Source organism: Pseudomonas monsensis (genome assembly GCF_014268495.2).
GTDB lineage: Bacteria > Pseudomonadota > Gammaproteobacteria > Pseudomonadales > Pseudomonadaceae > Aquipseudomonas > Aquipseudomonas monsensis.
Window position 1 is genome coordinate 4,252,709 of sequence record NZ_CP077087.1, and the last position, 16,468, is coordinate 4,269,176.

Annotated in this window: 13 protein-coding genes; 9 read left to right on the plus strand and 4 right to left on the minus strand. The window is 60.6% G+C overall.

Features of this window, described 5'->3' with window-relative positions; genetic code table 11:
* Positions 1-57 precede the first annotated feature (57 nt).
* Entirely contained in the window at positions 58-708 is a 651-nt protein-coding gene (locus HV782_RS18670; RefSeq protein WP_186744397.1) for a GNAT family N-acetyltransferase, read from the minus strand.
* A 326-nt stretch (positions 709-1,034) separates the two neighbouring features.
* On the opposite strand from HV782_RS18670, the gene xthA reads away from it, so the two are divergent.
* Positions 1,035-1,847 (plus strand): exodeoxyribonuclease III, encoded by an 813-nt coding sequence (gene xthA, locus HV782_RS18675; RefSeq protein WP_186744399.1) that lies wholly within the window; start codon positions 1,035-1,037, stop codon positions 1,845-1,847.
* Between the two features lie 180 nt (positions 1,848-2,027).
* Positions 2,028-3,362 carry a substrate-binding domain-containing protein gene (locus HV782_RS18680; protein ID WP_186744402.1) on the plus strand — a complete coding sequence of 445 codons (1,335 nt, stop codon included), beginning with the start codon at positions 2,028-2,030 and terminating at the stop codon, positions 3,360-3,362.
* 144 nt (positions 3,363-3,506) lie between these two features.
* Here the strand turns inward: HV782_RS18680 and HV782_RS18685 are convergent, their stop codons facing one another.
* Positions 3,507-4,736: an acyl-CoA dehydrogenase gene (locus tag HV782_RS18685; RefSeq protein ID WP_123462387.1), complete on the minus strand. Its 1,230-nt coding sequence runs from the start codon at positions 4,734-4,736 to the stop codon at positions 3,507-3,509.
* 171 nt (positions 4,737-4,907) lie between these two features.
* Here HV782_RS18685 and HV782_RS18690 point away from each other — a divergent pair, with 171 nt between their 5' ends.
* From HV782_RS18690 to HV782_RS18700, 3 genes are all read left to right on the plus strand, one after another.
* Positions 4,908-5,843: a LysR family transcriptional regulator gene (locus HV782_RS18690; RefSeq protein WP_128616368.1), complete on the plus strand. Its 936-nt coding sequence runs from the start codon at positions 4,908-4,910 to the stop codon at positions 5,841-5,843.
* A 142-nt stretch (positions 5,844-5,985) separates the two neighbouring features.
* Complete coding sequence (locus HV782_RS18695) at positions 5,986-6,384, plus strand: MerR family transcriptional regulator (RefSeq protein WP_042559912.1); 399 nt, start codon at positions 5,986-5,988, stop codon at positions 6,382-6,384.
* Positions 6,385-6,528: 144 nt separating this feature from the next.
* Positions 6,529-7,428: a hydroxymethylglutaryl-CoA lyase gene (locus tag HV782_RS18700; RefSeq protein ID WP_128616369.1), complete on the plus strand. Its 900-nt coding sequence runs from the start codon at positions 6,529-6,531 to the stop codon at positions 7,426-7,428.
* Between the two features lie 665 nt (positions 7,429-8,093).
* Here the strand turns inward: HV782_RS18700 and HV782_RS18705 are convergent.
* Positions 8,094-9,791, minus strand: coding sequence for an AMP-binding protein (locus tag HV782_RS18705; RefSeq protein WP_186744404.1), 1,698 nt, complete (start codon positions 9,789-9,791; stop codon positions 8,094-8,096).
* 296 nt (positions 9,792-10,087) lie between these two features.
* Here HV782_RS18705 and HV782_RS18710 point away from each other — a divergent pair, with 296 nt between their 5' ends.
* From HV782_RS18710 to HV782_RS18725, 4 genes are all read left to right on the plus strand, one after another.
* The gene (locus HV782_RS18710; protein ID WP_186744406.1) at positions 10,088-11,251 is read left to right on the plus strand and encodes an isovaleryl-CoA dehydrogenase; all 1,164 of its coding nucleotides are present in this window, start codon (positions 10,088-10,090) and stop codon (positions 11,249-11,251) included.
* 104 nt (positions 11,252-11,355) lie between these two features.
* Positions 11,356-12,960 (plus strand): carboxyl transferase domain-containing protein, encoded by a 1,605-nt coding sequence (locus tag HV782_RS18715; RefSeq protein ID WP_123462379.1) that lies wholly within the window; start codon positions 11,356-11,358, stop codon positions 12,958-12,960.
* A 13-nt stretch (positions 12,961-12,973) separates the two neighbouring features.
* Positions 12,974-13,783: a gamma-carboxygeranoyl-CoA hydratase gene (locus HV782_RS18720; protein ID WP_128615417.1), complete on the plus strand. Its 810-nt coding sequence runs from the start codon at positions 12,974-12,976 to the stop codon at positions 13,781-13,783.
* Positions 13,783-15,732: an acetyl/propionyl/methylcrotonyl-CoA carboxylase subunit alpha gene (locus tag HV782_RS18725; RefSeq protein WP_186744408.1), complete on the plus strand. Its 1,950-nt coding sequence runs from the start codon at positions 13,783-13,785 to the stop codon at positions 15,730-15,732. Before HV782_RS18720 ends, HV782_RS18725 begins: the two co-directional genes overlap by 1 nt.
* Before the next feature lie 39 nt (positions 15,733-15,771).
* Here HV782_RS18725 and HV782_RS18730 read toward each other — a convergent pair whose 3' ends face one another.
* The gene (locus tag HV782_RS18730; RefSeq protein ID WP_123462373.1) at positions 15,772-16,428 is read right to left on the minus strand and encodes a LexA family protein; all 657 of its coding nucleotides are present in this window, start codon (positions 16,426-16,428) and stop codon (positions 15,772-15,774) included.
* Between the last annotated feature and the right edge of the window lie 40 nt (positions 16,429-16,468).

Genomic DNA, 16,468 nt, shown 5'->3' on the forward strand with positions numbered 1-16,468 from the left:
TGCTATCACGGGCTTGGGAGCGTGATAGAACAGGAAATTTCCGAAAAAGTTCGATGGTCAAGCCATTGCTGTTTGTAACAGCTGTGGATTGGCGTGAAAAAATACGTGTTCACGCACCGGGCCGACGGCAACTTCGCCAATCTCCTCATAACCCTGACGTTTATAGAATTCCAGGTATCGCGGGTTGCCGGTGTCGAGCACCACGCCTTGAGAGGTTTCATCGACGGCGCACCAGTTGTGCACGGCGGTCAGCAGTTGCTCGCCGAAATGTTTGCCCTGGAACTGCGGGTGCACCCCGAGCAGCGGCAGCATGTGCACCGAATCGCCGGGCACACAGGCGGCGACGGCATTGTGGTACTCCAGATAACGCCGAGTGCAGCGCAAACCGGTGCTGAGCACCATGCGCAGGCGCCATGCCCAGCTTTCGGTAATCCCCAGGCGACGCTGTGGCGGTGCGATCAGGGCGATGCCGATCAACCGGTCGTTGACCAACAGGCCGATGGCCGGCAGTTCCTGCAGAAAATGCTGTTTGACCAGCTCCCGCACGGTGGCGCGCACCCGTTGCTCATAGCCGGGCCGCTCGGCCTCGAACAGGTAACCGAAGGTCGGTTCGTGGCGATAGGCCTGATACAGCAGCGATCGGGCTTCGCGGGAATAACCGCGGTCGAGCATGTGAATATCGGCGATGGCGGTCTGGGTTTCAGGCATGACGATGATTCTCCCCGAGGCGCGTCCAAATGGCGGCGCTCTTGTTGGTACGAACCTTTTGCGGCTGGCGCAGTTCCCCACAGGTATAGACCAAGGCTGGATCTTCATCGACCGGGTGGGGCCCATCGCTGGCAAGCCAGCTCCCACAGTGTCCGCGTCGTTCATAACATTCATGTGCACCCGAGAAACCTGTGGGAGCTGGCTTGCCAGCGATGGGGCCCGCCCAGGCAACACAAATCCTACCGCCAAAAATGATTTCTCCCGCCCCACGCTGGCCCATCTCCCCCATGTCAGCTAGCATCGCCCTTTTGCCAGGACTGCCGACCATGAAGATCGTTTCCTTCAACATCAACGGACTGCGCGCCCGTCCGCATCAGCTGGCAGCGCTGATCGAAAAACACCAGCCGGACGTGATCGGCCTGCAGGAAACCAAAGTCCACGACGACCAGTTCCCGCTCGAAGAAGTGCGCGCCCTCGGCTACCACGTGTATTTCCACGGCCAGAAAGGCCATTACGGCGTCGCCCTGCTCTCGCGCAACGAGCCGATCGCTGTTCACAAAGGCTTCGCCACCGATGAAGAAGACGCCCAGCGCCGTTTCATCTGGGGTACGTTCGCCGACGCCAATGGCGTGCCGGTGACCATCATGAACGGCTACTTCCCGCAGGGCGAAAGCCGCGACCACCCGACCAAATTCCCCGCCAAACAGCGTTTCTACAGTGATCTGCAGGCCCTGCTGGAAAGCCAGTTCCACAACGAACAGCCGCTGGTGGTGATGGGCGATGTGAACATTTCCCCGGAAGACAGCGACATCGGCATCGGCCCGGACAACATGAAGCGCTGGCTGAAAACCGGCAAATGCAGCTTCCTGCCGGAAGAACGCGAGTGGATGGCGCGCCTGAAAAACTGGGGCCTGACCGACAGCTATCGCCACTTGAACCCGGACGTCACCGACAGGTTCAGCTGGTTCGACTACCGCAGCCGTGGCTTTGAAGATGAGCCGAAACGTGGCCTGCGCATCGACGTGATCCTCGCCTCCCATGGTCTGTTGCCACGGGTCAAGGACGCGGGCGTGGACTATGAATTGCGCGGGATGGAAAAACCGTCGGATCACGCGCCGATCTGGCTGGAACTGGCCTGACCTTCGAATCGCCTGTGGGAGCGAGCTTGCTCGCGAATGCGTTGCATCAGAAACATATCGGGTGACTGACACTCCGTATTCGCGAGCAAGCTCGCTCCCACAGTTTCATCGGTGTCATGTTTCGGTCATGCGCCTGACTTAATCTCCCCGGCAATCCCCTTGGCTTGATTCGGTGCCGGCATGACCCTGCGTGTTCTGTTCGTTTTTCTGTCGAGTGCATGGCTGTCGGTGTCTGCCGCCACCCTGCCCATCTCTGAAAACGGCCCGGTGTTGCGCATTCAGGGTTCCAACACCATCGGCGCGGCGCTTGGCCCCGCATTGGTCGAGGGCCTGTTGCAGGAACAAGGCTTGCTCAAAGTCCACCGCGAAACCCCGGACACCGCCAACGAACAACGCGTCGTCGGCCAGACCGCGCAAGGTAAACGCGTGGTCGTGGACATCGCCGCTCACGGTTCCAGCACCGGCTTCACGGCGCTGAAAGCCGCCGCTGCCGACCTCGCCGCGTCATCCCGTCCGATCAAGGACAGCGAACTGCTGAGCCTGCAAGCGCTCGGCGACATGAAGAGTCCTGAAGCCGAGCAAGTCATCGCCATCGACGGCCTGGCAATCATCCTGCACCCCGACAATCCGCTGCAGCAGCTCGACACCGAGCAACTGGCGCGGATCTTCGCCGGCGAGGTGAAAACCTGGGAAGCGCTTGGCGGGCGTGGCGGGTCGATTCATTTATATGCGCGTGATGACCAGTCCGGCACCTACGACACGTTTAAGGAACTGGTCCTCAATCGTCGCGGGAAAAGTCTGAACAGCGCGGCGAAACGCTTTGAGTCCAGCGAGCAATTGTCCGACGCGGTCAGCGCCGATCCGCAGGGCATTGGCTTTATCGGTTTGCCCTATGTGCGTCAGGCCAAAGCCGTGGCGATTGCCGATGGCGCGTCGCAATCAATGCTCCCCTTCAACAGCCTGATCGCCACCGAGGACTATCCGCTGTCGCGGCGCTTGTTCTTCTACCTACCGCCCGACAGCAACCATCCATGGGCGAAGGCGTTGGTTGCGTTTGCGCAAAGTCCGCAGGGGCAGGCAATCGTCGCAGCCAACGGTTTTATCAGCCAGACCGTACACGCCATGAGCGTCGCGCCGAATGCACTGATGCCCGAGGGCTATCAATCCCTCAGCCGCCACGCCCAACGTCTGACGGTGAACTTCCGTTTCGAGGAAGGCAGCGCGAACCTGGACAATAAGGCGCGTCAGGATCTCGCCCGCGTACTCGACTATATAGAACGCCATGACAAAACCGACCGGGCGGTGACGCTGGTGGGCTTTGGTGATGAAAAGGATGACCCGGCGCGGGCGGATTTATTGTCGAAACTGCGCGCGATGGCGGTGCGACGGGAGTTGGTGAAGAACGGCGTGGTGTTGCGTGAGGTACGCGGGTTTGGCGCGTTGATGCCGGTGGCGGCGAACAGCGCGGATGAGGGGCGAATCAAGAATCGGCGGGTTGAGGTTTGGGTGTATTGAGCCTGATGTTGATGTGTTGAACCTGCTTGCGTCATCGCTGGCAAGCCAGCTCCCACAGGTTTTTTGAGCGTACATAAATTTTGTGTACGACTCGGACACTGTGGGAGCTCGCTTGCCAGCGATGAACGATAACTCAGTCCAGGATCAGCGCTCGCTGCGCAGCATCTCTTTCGGCACATACTTGCCGATCTCGAACTTGCCAATCGCTGCGCGGTGCACTTCGTCCGGGCCGTCGGCCAGGCGCAGGGTGCGCTGCATGGCGTACATGTAGGCCAGCGGGAAATCGTTCGACACCCCGGCCCCGCCATGCATCTGGATCGCCCGGTCGATCACCCGCAGCGCCACATTCGGCGCAACCACCTTGATCTGCGCGATCTCGCTCTTCGCCACTTTGTTACCGACGGTGTCCATCATGTAGGCCGCTTTCAATGTCAGCAGGCGTGCCATGTCGATTTCCATCCGCGAGTCGGCGATCTTGTCGACATTCCCGCCCAGACGCGCCAAGGGTTTGCCGAACGCGGTGCGACTCACTGAACGCTTGCACATCAATTCCAGCGCACGCTCGGCCATGCCGATCGAACGCATGCAGTGGTGAATGCGGCCTGGGCCAAGTCGCCCCTGAGCGATTTCGAAACCGCGGCCCTCACCGAGCAGAACGTTTTCGTACGGCACTCGCACGTTGTCGAACAGCACTTCGGCGTGACCGTGGGGCGCATCGTCATAACCGAATACCGGTAGCGGACGGAGGATTTTCACCCCGGGGGTGTCGACCGGCACGAGGATCATCGAGTGCTGGGCGTGACGCGGAGCGTCGGGATTGCTCAGGCCCATGAAGATCAGGATCTTGCAACGCGGATCGCACGCGCCGGAGGTCCACCACTTCTTGCCGTTGATCACCCACTCGTCGCCATCGCGCACGGCGCGGGCGGCCATGTTGGTGGCGTCGGACGAGGCAACGTCCGGTTCGGTCATGGCGAACGCCGAACGGATCTCGCCGCGCAGCAGCGGTTCGAGCCAGCGCTGTTTCTGTTCTTCATTGGCGTAGCGCACCAGCACTTCCATGTTGCCGGTGTCCGGCGCCGAGCAGTTGAACGGCTCAGGACCGAGCAACGAGCGGCCCATGATTTCCGCCAGGGGTGCGTATTCCAGGTTGGTGAGGCCGGCGCCGAGTTCTGACTCGGGCAGAAACAAGTTCCACAGACCTTCAGCCTTCGCCCTGGCTTTGAGCTCTTCCATGATCGCCGTTGGTTGCCACCGATCGCCTTCGGCAACCTGGCGTTCGAACACGGCTTCGGCCGGGTAAACGTAAGTGTCCATGAACGCGGTCACGCGCTCACGCAGTTCTTGCACCTTGGGCGAATAAGCGAAATCCATGAGCGAATACCTTCTGTGGCAGAGGTTGTTTAAGTCATGCATTCGATGCTAGAACAGCGCTGATAATTTACCTAGCCTATTCTCGGCGTGTATAAACATTCATCACCGATATATGATTCACTGATCATCAGCCCCTGAACACTCGCCCCTAAAAACAAGAGAAGCCGCGTTATGAATCTGAGTAAGGTCGACCTCAACCTTTTCATCGTCTTCGACGCGATCTACACCGAAGCCAACCTGACCCGCGCCGGGCAGATTGTCGGCATCACCCAGCCGGCGGTGTCCAACGCCCTGGCGCGGTTGCGTGAAACCTTCAACGACCCGCTGTTCGTGCGCACAGCCCAGGGCATGGTGCCGACGCCGATGGCGCAGAACATCATCGGCCCGGTGCGCAACGCCCTGTCGCTGCTGCGCGTATCGGTTCAGGAAAGCCGCATTTTCAACCCGGCGCAAGCGGTCAAGACCTACCGCATCAGCATGACCGACCTCACCGAAGCGGTGATTCTGCCGCCGCTGTTCCAGCGCCTGCGTCGTCTGGCGCCGACGGTGATCATCGAAAGTTTTCTGTCCAAACGCCGGGAAACCACCAAGGAACTGGCCGCCGGGCGCCTCGACTTCGCCGTGGATGCGCCGCTCAACACCGACCCGCAGGTGCGCCACGTCAAATTGATGGAAGACCGTTACGTCTGCGCGATGCGCAAGGGTCACCCCATGGCGGGCAAGGAAAAACTGTCGCTGGATGATTACCTGTCGCTGACCCACATCCATATTTCCAGCCGCCGCAGCGGCCTGGGGTATGTCGATCTGGCCCTCGGCAAAATGGGCATTCAGCGCAAGATTGCCCTGCGCTCGCAGCACTATCTGATGGCATCGCAGGTGATGCAACAGACCGACATGGTCATGACGGTGCCGGAGCGGTTTGCCCGACGCCATGAACTGCAGGCGTTCAATTTACCGGTGAATGATGTGCCGCCGGTGGAAACGCACCTGTATTGGCATGAAAGCACCGATCAGGATCCGGCCAATCGCTGGATGCGAGAACAGATGATCGAGTTGTGCCAGCAGGTGACGGCGCAGGAGAAGAAGCTGGATAAGCAGGCGGTTTGAAGAAAGAGCAAAAGATCGCAGCCTTCGGCAGCTCCTGCACAGACAGGTGCAGGAGTCGCCCAAGGCTGCGATCCTTTTCTTGCTTGACGTAAACGTCAACCAGCCATTAGCTTAGCGCCAAGACCTTCTTTCGAGCGCTTTCATGAGCAGTCAGACCTACAGTATTTCCGACCTCGCCCGCGAGCTGGACATCACCACCCGGGCGATCCGTTTTTATGAAGAACAAGGCCTGCTCAGCCCCGAGCGTCGCGGTCAGGAACGCATCTATTCGCCCCGCGACAAGGTCAGCCTGAAGCTCATCCTGCGCGGCAAGCGCATCGGTTTTTCCCTGGCCGAATGCCGCGAACTGATCGAACTCTACGACCCCTCCAGCGGTAACACCAAACAGCTCAACAGCATGCTGGCGAAAATCAGCGAGCGTCGCGAACAACTGGAGCAACAGTTGCTCGACATTGAGCAGATGAAGCTGGAACTCGATACCGCCGAAGAGCGCTGCGTGCAGGCGCTGGAGCAGACGCTCAAGAGCCAGCAGGCCATCTGACAAACAACACAAATCCCCCTGTAGGAGTGAGCCTGCTCGCGATAGCGGTGTATCAGTCAAGCAGTTTTTATCTGGCACTCCGCGATCGCGAGCAGGCTCACTCCTACAGGGGTTCTCCACGAATTTACCAGAGCAGGTCCGCCCATGTCCCTCCCCTCCCAAGTACGCCTGATCGAAGTCGGCCCGCGCGATGGCCTGCAGAACGAAGCCCAACCGATCAGCGTGGCCGACAAGGTGCAACTGGTCGATGCACTCAGCGCTGCCGGTCTTGGCTATATAGAAGTCGGCAGTTTCGTTTCGCCCAAGTGGGTACCGCAAATGGCCGGTTCGGCTGAGGTGTTCGCGCAGATTCAGCGCAAGCCCGGCGTCACCTACGGTGCATTGGCGCCGAACCTGCGCGGTTTTGAAGACGCCCTCGCCGCCGGGGTCAAGGAAGTCGCGGTGTTCGCCGCCGCCTCCGAAGCGTTCTCGCAGCGCAACATCAACTGCTCGATCAGCGAAAGCCTGGCGCGCTTCGCACCGATCATGGAAGCCGCAAAACAGCACGGCGTTACCGTGCGCGGTTACGTGTCTTGCGTGCTCGGGTGCCCGTACGAAGGCACGGTCGCCCCCGAGCAAGTGGCGATGGTCGCCCGCGAGCTGTATGCGATGGGCTGCTATGAAGTGTCCCTCGGCGACACCATCGGCACCGGCACGGCGGGCGCGACTCGCCGTCTGTTCGAGGTGGTGTCGGCGCAAGTGCCACGGGAAAAACTCGCCGGGCACTTCCACGACACCTACGGCCAGGCCATGGCCAACATCTATGCCAGCCTGCTCGAAGGTATTGCCGTGTTCGACAGCTCTATCGCAGGGCTGGGCGGCTGCCCGTACGCCAAAGGCGCGAGCGGTAACGTGGCCACCGAAGATGTGGTGTACCTGCTCAATGGCCTCGGTATTCAGACCGGTATCGACCTGGACGCCTTGATTGCCGCGGGTCAGCAAATCAGTGCCGTGCTCGGTCGCCCGAGCGGTTCGCGCGTGGCCAAGGCCCGTAGCGCACAGTGAGGGGATGGGTGTTACCGCTGCGTCCGAAATGTGGACGCAAGCGGGTAACACGGAAACAAATTGTCTGGTTCTGCCTGATCAAAAAATCCTGAAAAATCTTAAGACATTGATTTATAAGGCATTTTAAAAGTTGGCACGGCTTCTGCTATCTCTATGGCATAACAAGAATAAAAAGCAGCAAACCAATAAAAATAAGACGTACCGACTCTGACATAACAAAAACAACACGGCAGAGACGCAGCTAACAGATTTTTTTGGAGAAGGTGTGCTTTTCAGGGTGCTCTCAGGAGTGACCCGCAACCGGGCAGAGAACAATAAAACTACCTTCAGGTAGCTCCCGAATCGGTTGGATCGTTTAACGAGAAAGCAGATCAGCGCTCAAAAAAATACGTTTGCTCTTGACCCCGGATGGGGGTCGCCAAAAACAGCGGTAAAGGGCAACGGTTGCCAAAAACAACAACAGACCGCCCCTCAATAATAAAAAGAGCACGCGACGACAAAATTAAAGGGGAGCCTCGGCTCCCCTTTGTGCTTTCTGCGATTCCTGAATCCCCCCAAATCCCCTGTCGGAGTGAGCCTGCTCGCGATGCCGGTGCATCAGTCAATATTTGCATCGACTGACACACCGCAATCGCGAGCAGGCTCACTCCTACATTTGATCCCTATCAAGCCTGCTTTTCGCGTAGTTCTTCGATGCTGACTTCACGCATCCTGAATTTCTGGATCTTGCCCGTCACCGTCATCGGAAAATCCTCGACGAACTTGAAGTAACGCGGCGTCTTGAAGTGCGCAATGCGCTCCTTGCACCAAGTTTGCAATTCCAGCTCGGTGGCACTGTGGCCCGGGTGGAATTTGATCCAGGCAACAATCTCCTCACCATAGCGCGAGCACGGAATGCCGATCACCTGCACATCCGCCACGGCCGGATGGGTGAAGAAAAACTCCTCCAGCTCACGCGGGTAGATGTTCTCGCCACCACGAATGATCATGTCCTTGTTGCGCCCGGCGATGTTCACATAGCCCTCGGCGTTCATGCTCGCCAGGTCGCCGGTGTGCATCCAGCCCGCCTCATCAATGGCTTCGGCAGTGGCCTGCGGGTTGTTCCAGTAGCCGAGCATCACGCTGTAACCGCGGGTGCACAGTTCACCGATGGTGCCACGCGGCACCAGATTGCCGGCTTCGTCGATGATCTTGCTTTCCAGCTGCGGCTGGGTGCGGCCGACGGTGGTCACGCGCAATTCAAGCTCATCGTTTGGCCCGGTCTGCAGCGACACCGGGCTGGTTTCGGTCATGCCGTAGGCGATCTGCACTTCGCTCATGTGCATCTCGTTGATGACTCGCCGCATCACTTCGATCGGGCACGTGGCACCGGCCATGATCCCGGTGCGCAGGCTCGACAGATCGAATTCGCCACGTTGCGGCTGGTCGAGCATGGCGATGAACATGGTCGGCACGCCATACAGACCGGTGGCTTTCTCTTCGACCACGGCGTGCAGGGTCAGCAACGGATCGAAAGCGTCGTTGGGGTAAATCATCGTGCTGCCATGGGTAATGCAGCCGAGATTGCCCATGACCATGCCGAAGCAGTGATACAGCGGCACCGGGATCACCAGGCGATCGGCAGGCGTCAGGCCGATGCTTTCGCCGACCATGTAGCCGTTGTTGAGGATGTTGTAGTGACTGAGGGTCGCGCCCTTGGGGAAACCGGTGGTGCCGGAGGTGTACTGAATGTTGACCGCTTGATCGAAGTGCAGGCTGTCACTGCGTTCGTGTAGTTGTTCGGGAGAGATGCTGGTGGCCAGATCAGCCAGTTGCGACCACGCCAGAAAACCTGACGGTGGTTGCGCGTCAAGACTGATTACCCCTCGCAGTTCGGGGAGGCGTTCGCTGCGCAACTGGCCAATGGATTGCTCGGCCAGTTCCGGCACCAACCCTTGCAACAGGGTGTGGTAGTTGGAGGACTTGAACGCTCCGGCACAGACCAGCCATTGGCAGCCGGATTGCTTGAGCACGTACTCGAGTTCGGTGCTGCGGTAGGCCGGGTTGATGTTGACCAGAATCACGCCGATCTTCGCCGTGGCGATTTGCGTGATGCACCATTGCGCGCAGTTTGGCGCCCAGATTCCGAGCCGATCGCCCGCCTGCATACCCAGCGCCAGCAGCGCTCTGGCGTGCAGGTCCACCGCATCGGCCAGTTGTCGCCAGGAATAGCGCAGTTGCTGATGGCGCACGACGAGCGCTTCACCGTCAGGATATTGCGCGGCGGTGTGATCGAACTTCTGCCCGATGGTCATCGCCAGCAGGGCTTTGTCCTGAGAACCACGGGTGTAGCTGCGCTGCGGGTTTGCACTGGGTTGATCCATGACGACCCCTATTGTCTTTATTTATGGGTTTGTCGGATTTAATCCCGGTGGGAGCGAGCTTGCTCGCGAAGAGGCCAGCGGATTCAGCATCCATGTTGACTGATCTGACGCTTTCGCGAGCAAGCTCGCTCCCACAAGGTCTGCTCCGCTTCAATCTTGAACTGCCCTTACTCTGGCTCAAGTTGACGTTAACGTAAAGGGTGATTGACAGCCATCCGCCGCAGGCTTACGTTAACGTAAAGGTGAGAGCCGTTCGACCGCCCTCCCCACCCTACAAAAAAGCCAAAAGGTGACCCATGAGCTACCCATCCCTGAACTTCGCCCTCGGTGAAACCATCGACATGCTGCGCGATCAGGTTCAGTCCTTCGTCGCCGATCAGATCGCTCCACGTGCTGCGCAGATCGACCGCGACAACCTGTTCCCCGCCGACATGTGGCGCAAATTCGGCGATATGGGCCTGCTCGGCATCACCGTGCCGGAAGAGTACGGTGGCGCAGGTCTGGGCTACCTGGCGCACGTGGTGGCGATGGAAGAAATCAGCCGCGGGTCGGCCTCGGTGGCACTGTCCTACGGCGCGCACTCCAACCTCTGCGTCAACCAGATCAATCGCAATGGCAACCACGAACAGAAAAGCAAATACCTGCCGAAGCTGATCAGCGGCGAACACGTCGGCGCCCTCGCGATGAGCGAGCCGAACGCAGGGTCCGACGTGGTTTCGATGAAACTGCGTGCCGACAAACGCGGCGACCACTTCGTCCTCAACGGCAGCAAGACCTGGATCACCAACGGCCCTGACGCCAATACCTACGTGATCTACGCCAAGACCGACCTGGAAAAAGGCCCGCACGGCATCACCGCGTTCATCGTCGAGCGCGACTGGAAAGGCTTCAGCCGCAGCAACAAGTTCGACAAGCTCGGCATGCGCGGCTCCAACACCTGCGAGCTGTTTTTCGATGACGTTGAAGTACCGGAAGAGAACATCCTCGGCGTGCTCAACGGCGGTGTGAAAGTGCTGATGAGCGGCCTCGATTACGAACGCGTGGTGCTGTCCGGCGGCCCGACCGGGATCATGCAGTCGTGCATGGACCTGATCGTGCCGTACATCCACGACCGCAAACAGTTCGGCCAGAGCATTGGCGAGTTCCAGTTGATCCAGGGCAAAGTCGCCGACATGTACACCCAACTCAACGCCAGCCGCGCCTACCTGTATGCGGTGGCCCAGGCTTGCGAGCGCGGCGAGACCACCCGCAAGGATGCCGCCGGGGTGATCCTCTACACCGCCGAGCGCGCCACGCAAATGGCCCTCGACGCGATCCAGATTCTCGGCGGTAACGGCTACATCAACGAATTCCCGGCGGGCCGTTTGCTGCGTGACGCCAAGCTGTACGAAATCGGTGCTGGCACCAGTGAGATCCGCCGCATGCTGATCGGCCGCGAGCTGTTCAACGAAACGAAATGAATTTCGTCAGCGGCAAGCTGCGAGCCTCAAGCGACAAGAGACATGCGCTCTTGACTCAACTTGCAGCTTGTAGCTTGAAACTTCAAGCTGCTACGGAGTAGCCCATGATTCTGCACACTCAGCTCAATCCCCGTTCAGCGGAGTTCGCTGCCAACAGCGCGGCGATGCTTGAACAGGTCGACGCCCTGCACACCCTGCTCGCCCAAGTGGCGCAGGGTGGCGGCGCAAAAGCCCAGGAACGCCACACCTCGCGGGGTAAATTGCTGCCGCGCGAGCGGATCAACCGTTTGCTCGACCCCGGTTCGCCTTTTCTCGAAATCAGCCAGCTCGCCGCGCACGCCGTGTATGGCGAAGACGTACCGGCGGCCGGCGTGATCGCCGGGATCGGCCGGGTCGAAGGCGTCGAATGCATGATCGTCGCCAACGACGCGACGGTGAAAGGCGGTTCGTACTACCCGCTGACCGTAAAAAAACACCTGCGCGCGCAGACCATCGCTCAGCAAAATCGCCTGCCGTGCATCTATCTGGTGGACTCGGGCGGCGCCAACCTGCCGCGTCAGGACGAAGTGTTTCCGGATCGCGAACACTTCGGCCGGATCTTCTTCAACCAGGCCAACATGAGCGCGATGGGCATTCCGCAGATTGCCGTGGTCATGGGCTCGTGCACTGCCGGTGGCGCGTATGTGCCGGCGATGGCCGACGAAGCGATCATGGTGCGCAATCAGGCGACGATTTTTCTCGCCGGCCCGCCACTGGTGAAAGCGGCGACCGGTGAAGTGGTCAGCGCTGAAGACCTCGGCGGTGCCGATGTGCACTGCAAGGTTTCCGGGGTGGCCGACCATTACGCCGAGAGCGACGAACACGCCCTCGCCCTCGCCCGCCGCAGCGTGGCCAACCTCAATTGGCGCAAGCTGGGCGAGGTGCAACAACGCACCCCGATTGCGCCGCTTTACGCCAGCGACGAGTTGTATGGCGTGGTCTCGGCCGACGCCAAGCAGCCGTTCGACGTGCGTGAAGTGATCGCGCGGCTGGTCGATGGCTCGGTGTTCGATGAATTCAAGGCGCTGTTCGGTACCACGCTGGTCTGCGGTTTTGCGCACCTGCACGGTTACCCGATAGCGATCCTCGCCAACAACGGCATCCTCTTCGCCGAAGCCGCGCAAAAAGGCGCGCACTTCATCGAACTGGCTTGCCAGCGCGGCATTCCGCTGCTGTTCCTGCAAAACATCACCGGGTTCATGGTCGGCCAGAAATACGAGGCCGGCGGCATTGCCAAGCACGGTGCAAAACTGGTGACGGCGGTGGCTTGCGCCAAGGTGCCGAAGTTCACCGTGATCATCGGCGGCAGCTTCGGCGCCGGCAACTACGGCATGTGCGGGCGGGCTTACGATCCGCGTTTCCTGTGGATGTGGCCGAATGCACGCATCGGCGTGATGGGTGCCGAGCAGGCTGCCGGCGTGCTGGTGCAGGTCAAGCGTGAACAAGCCGAACGCAGCGGTCAGGGCTTCAGCGCCGAGCAGGAAGCCGAGATCAAGCAACCGATCCTCGACCAGTACGAAGAGCAGGGTCACCCCTATTACTCCAGCGCACGGCTGTGGGACGACGGCGTCATCGACCCGGCGCAGACCCGCGATGTGCTGGCCCTGGCCTTGTCCGCGTCGCTGAACGCGCCTATCGAACCGAGCCGCTTCGGCGTGTTCCGGATGTGATCGGGAGAATCTCATGAGCGATTTCAACACCCTGGAACTGCAGCGCGACCCAAGAGGCTTCGCCACCCTGTGGCTCAACCGCGCCGAAAAGAACAACGCCTTCAATGCCGAGATGATCCGTGAGCTGATCCTGGCGCTGGACAAGGTCGCCAGCGATGCCAGCCTGCGCTTTCTGTTGGTACGCGGGCGTGGCAAACATTTCAGTGCCGGTGCCGATCTGGCGTGGATGCAGCAGTCGGCTGAACTCGATTACCACACCAACCTCGACGACGCCCGGGAACTGGCAGAGTTGATGTACAACCTGGCCAAACTGAAGATCCCCACCGTGGCCGTGGTGCAAGGTGCGGCATTCGGCGGCGCGCTGGGCCTGATCAGTTGCTGCGACATGGCAATTGGCACCGATGACGCGCAATTCTGCCTGTCGGAAGTGCGCATCGGTCTGGCGCCGGCAGTGATCAGTCCGTTCGTGGTGCAGGCCATCGGCGAACGTGCTGCGCGTCGATACGCGTTGACCGCCGAGCGTTTTGGCGGGCAGCGGGCACGCGAAATCGGCTTGCTGTCCGAGAGCTACCCGGCTGCCGAGCTTGATCAGGCCGTCGAGCAATGGATCGACAACCTGCTGCTCAACAGCCCCGCCGCGATGCGCGCCAGCAAGGATTTGCTGCGTGAGGTCGGCAACGGCGCGCTGACTCCGGCGCTGCGGCGCTACACCGAAAACGCCATCGCCCGGATCCGCGTCAGCCCGGAAGGCCAGGAGGGCTTGCGCGCCTTTCTGCAAAAACGTCCGCCGAGCTGGCAAGCCATCACCAAGGAGTCGCGTTGATGAACGCACCTGTTATCACTACCCTGCTGGTGGCCAACCGCGGCGAAATCGCTTGCCGGGTCATGCGTACCGCCAAGGCGCTGGGCCTGACCACCGTGGCGGTGCACAGCGCCACCGACCGTGAGGCGCGGCACAGCCGCGAAGCCGATATCCGGGTCGATCTGGGTGGCAGCAAAGCTGCCGAGAGCTATCTGCAGATCGACAAACTGATCGCCGCGGCCAAGGCCAGCGGCGCCCAGGCGATTCATCCGGGTTATGGCTTTCTCTCGGAGAACGCCGGGTTCGCTCGCGCCATCGAAGCGGCCGGGCTGATTTTCCTCGGCCCGCCCGCCGCGGCCATTGACGCCATGGGCAGCAAGTCTGCCGCCAAGGCCTTGATGGAAACCGCCGGCGTGCCGCTGGTGCCCGGCTATCACGGCGAGGCGCAGGATCTGGACACCTTCCGCGAGGCCTGCGAGCGCATCGGTTATCCGGTGTTGCTCAAAGCCACCGCGGGCGGCGGCGGCAAAGGCATGAAAGTAGTCGAGGACGTCAGCCAGTTGGCCGAAGCCCTCGCCTCGGCCCAGCGTGAGGCGCAGTCATCGTTCGGCGATTCGCGGATGCTGGTGGAGAAATACCTGCTCAAGCCGCGTCACGTGGAAATCCAGGTGTTTGCCGATCAGCATGGCCATTGCCTGTATCTCAACGAGCGCGATTGCTCGATTCAGCGTCGGCATCAGAAAGTCGTCGAAGAAGCGCCGGCACCGGGGCTGTCGCCGCAACTGCGCCGCGCCATGGGTGAAGCGGCAGTGCGTTCGGCCCAGGCGATTGGCTATGTCGGCGCCGGCACGGTGGAGTTCCTGCTGGATGCGCGCGGCGAATTCTTCTTTATGGAGATGAATACGCGGCTGCAGGTCGAGCACCCGGTGACGGAAGCCATCACCGGTCTGGACCTGGTGGCCTGGCAGATTCGCGTGGCCCGTGGTGAAGCGTTACCGATGACTCAGGATCAAGTGCCGCTCAATGGCCACGCGATTGAAGTCCGGTTGTATGCCGAGGATCCGGCAAATGATTTTCTGCCGGCGACCGGGCGTCTGGCGCTGTATCGCGAGTCGGCGCAAGGGCCGGGGCGGCGGGTGGACAGCGGCGTTGAGGAAGGGGACGAGATTTCACCGTTCTATGACCCGATGCTCGGCAAATTGATTGCCTGGGGCGAGGACCGTGAACAGGCGCGTCTGCGGTTGTTGAGCATGCTCGATGAGTTCGCGATTGGCGGACTGAAGACCAACATCAACTTTTTGCGGCGGATCATTGCGCACCCGGCGTTTGCCGCAGCGGAACTGGATACCGGGTTTATTCCGCGTTACCAGGAGCAACTGCTGCCTGCTCCACAACCCTTGAGCGATGAGTTCTGGGCCGCCGCCGGGCAGGCGTTTGCGCAGAGTCTGCCGGCGATTGCACGGTCGGATGATCCCGCGTCGCCGTGGTCGCTCAACAGCGGCTTGCGAGCAGGTCTGCCTCGGGAACTGACCCTGCATTTGACTTGCGAGAGTCAGGATCGCGCGCGGACGCTGGGGGCTGTTGGCAACGCTACGCTGTCAGGTGAAACGCTGATCATCGAGCACGACGGCGTACGCCGGACATTGCGGGCGATTCGCCAGGGCGATGCGCTGTACCTGCAATGGGAAGGCGAGTTGCGTCGCATTGAGGCTTACGATCCGATCAGCGCCGTGGAAGCCAGCCACAGTCATCAGGGCGGCCTGACGGCACCGATGAACGGCAGCATCGTGCGGGTGCTGGTTGAGGCCGGGCAATCTGTCGAGGCCGGCGCACAACTGGTGGTGCTGGAAGCCATGAAAATGGAGCACAGCATTCGTGCGCCGCACGCCGGGGTGATCAAAGCGCTGTATTGCCAGGAAGGCGAGATGGTTGGCGAAGGCAGCGCTTTGGTTGAACTGGAAGAAGTCTGAGTGAGCGATCGATCCTGCGCCGAGCGAGGATCGATCTGACTAGTAACGTGCCGTTGCCTGCACCACAACACCGATGATGCGACACTCGTCGGTCAACAAGGCTTTCGGCCAGGTCGGATTGAGCGGCACCAGGTAACGCTGGCCGCCCTCTTCGTCGAGTTTGCGAAAGATCGCTTCAGCGCTGTCCGCCCACTGGGCGATGACCAGTTTGCCGGGCACTGCCTCCACCTCCGGATCGACCAGAATCAGCATGCCCTCGGCGATGCTGGGGCCGCTGGGCGCGGTCATCGAATCCCCCGCCACCGTCAACCAGAATGCCGCACCACGGGCGTGGTAATCCGTCAGTTCGAAACGCTGCTTGTCCGATGCGGCATAAGCTGATTCCCCGCTTTCGCGCACCTCACAGGGCATGTGCCAGTCACTGACCGGGTAGCGGAAGTAGGGGTTGTACTTCTGCGCCAGCGGCATTTCGTCATCCGGGGTCAGCGGCGGCTCGCGAATCACCAGCACCACTTCCAGGAAGTCCATGCCCAGTGCCTGCAACACACGGTTCATTTCCGTGATCCCAGGTTCGCGACGTTTGTTCAGCCAATGGCCGATCCCGCCCTGGGACATGCCGACGCGCTCTCCGAGCTCTGTTTGAGTGATTTTGAGTTCACTCATCTTGGCCTTGACCAACTCAATCCATTTATCCATGTGCGGCACCTTACGCGGACGCCTTCGGCTAGCAAAACAC

Bases quoted from the DNA above. Each gene is read 5' to 3' on its own strand.
- HV782_RS18725 (WP_186744408.1), top strand. From the start codon at position 13,783: ATGAACGCACCTGTTATCACTACCCTGCTGGTGGCCAACCGCGGCGAA.
- HV782_RS18670 (WP_186744397.1), bottom strand. From the start codon at position 708: ATGCCTGAAACCCAGACCGCCATCGCCGATATTCACATGCTCGACCGC.
- HV782_RS18690 (WP_128616368.1), top strand. From the start codon at position 4,908: ATGAATCTGAGTAAGGTCGACCTCAACCTTTTCATCGTCTTCGACGCG.
- xthA (WP_186744399.1), top strand. From the start codon at position 1,035: ATGAAGATCGTTTCCTTCAACATCAACGGACTGCGCGCCCGTCCGCAT.
- HV782_RS18710 (WP_186744406.1), top strand. From the start codon at position 10,088: ATGAGCTACCCATCCCTGAACTTCGCCCTCGGTGAAACCATCGACATG.
- HV782_RS18695 (WP_042559912.1), top strand. From the start codon at position 5,986: ATGAGCAGTCAGACCTACAGTATTTCCGACCTCGCCCGCGAGCTGGAC.
- HV782_RS18715 (WP_123462379.1), top strand. From the start codon at position 11,356: ATGATTCTGCACACTCAGCTCAATCCCCGTTCAGCGGAGTTCGCTGCC.
- HV782_RS18680 (WP_186744402.1), top strand. From the start codon at position 2,028: ATGACCCTGCGTGTTCTGTTCGTTTTTCTGTCGAGTGCATGGCTGTCG.
- HV782_RS18685 (WP_123462387.1), bottom strand. From the start codon at position 4,736: ATGGATTTCGCTTATTCGCCCAAGGTGCAAGAACTGCGTGAGCGCGTG.
- HV782_RS18705 (WP_186744404.1), bottom strand. From the start codon at position 9,791: ATGGATCAACCCAGTGCAAACCCGCAGCGCAGCTACACCCGTGGTTCT.
- HV782_RS18700 (WP_128616369.1), top strand. From the start codon at position 6,529: ATGTCCCTCCCCTCCCAAGTACGCCTGATCGAAGTCGGCCCGCGCGAT.
- HV782_RS18720 (WP_128615417.1), top strand. From the start codon at position 12,974: ATGAGCGATTTCAACACCCTGGAACTGCAGCGCGACCCAAGAGGCTTC.
- HV782_RS18730 (WP_123462373.1), bottom strand. From the start codon at position 16,428: ATGGATAAATGGATTGAGTTGGTCAAGGCCAAGATGAGTGAACTCAAA.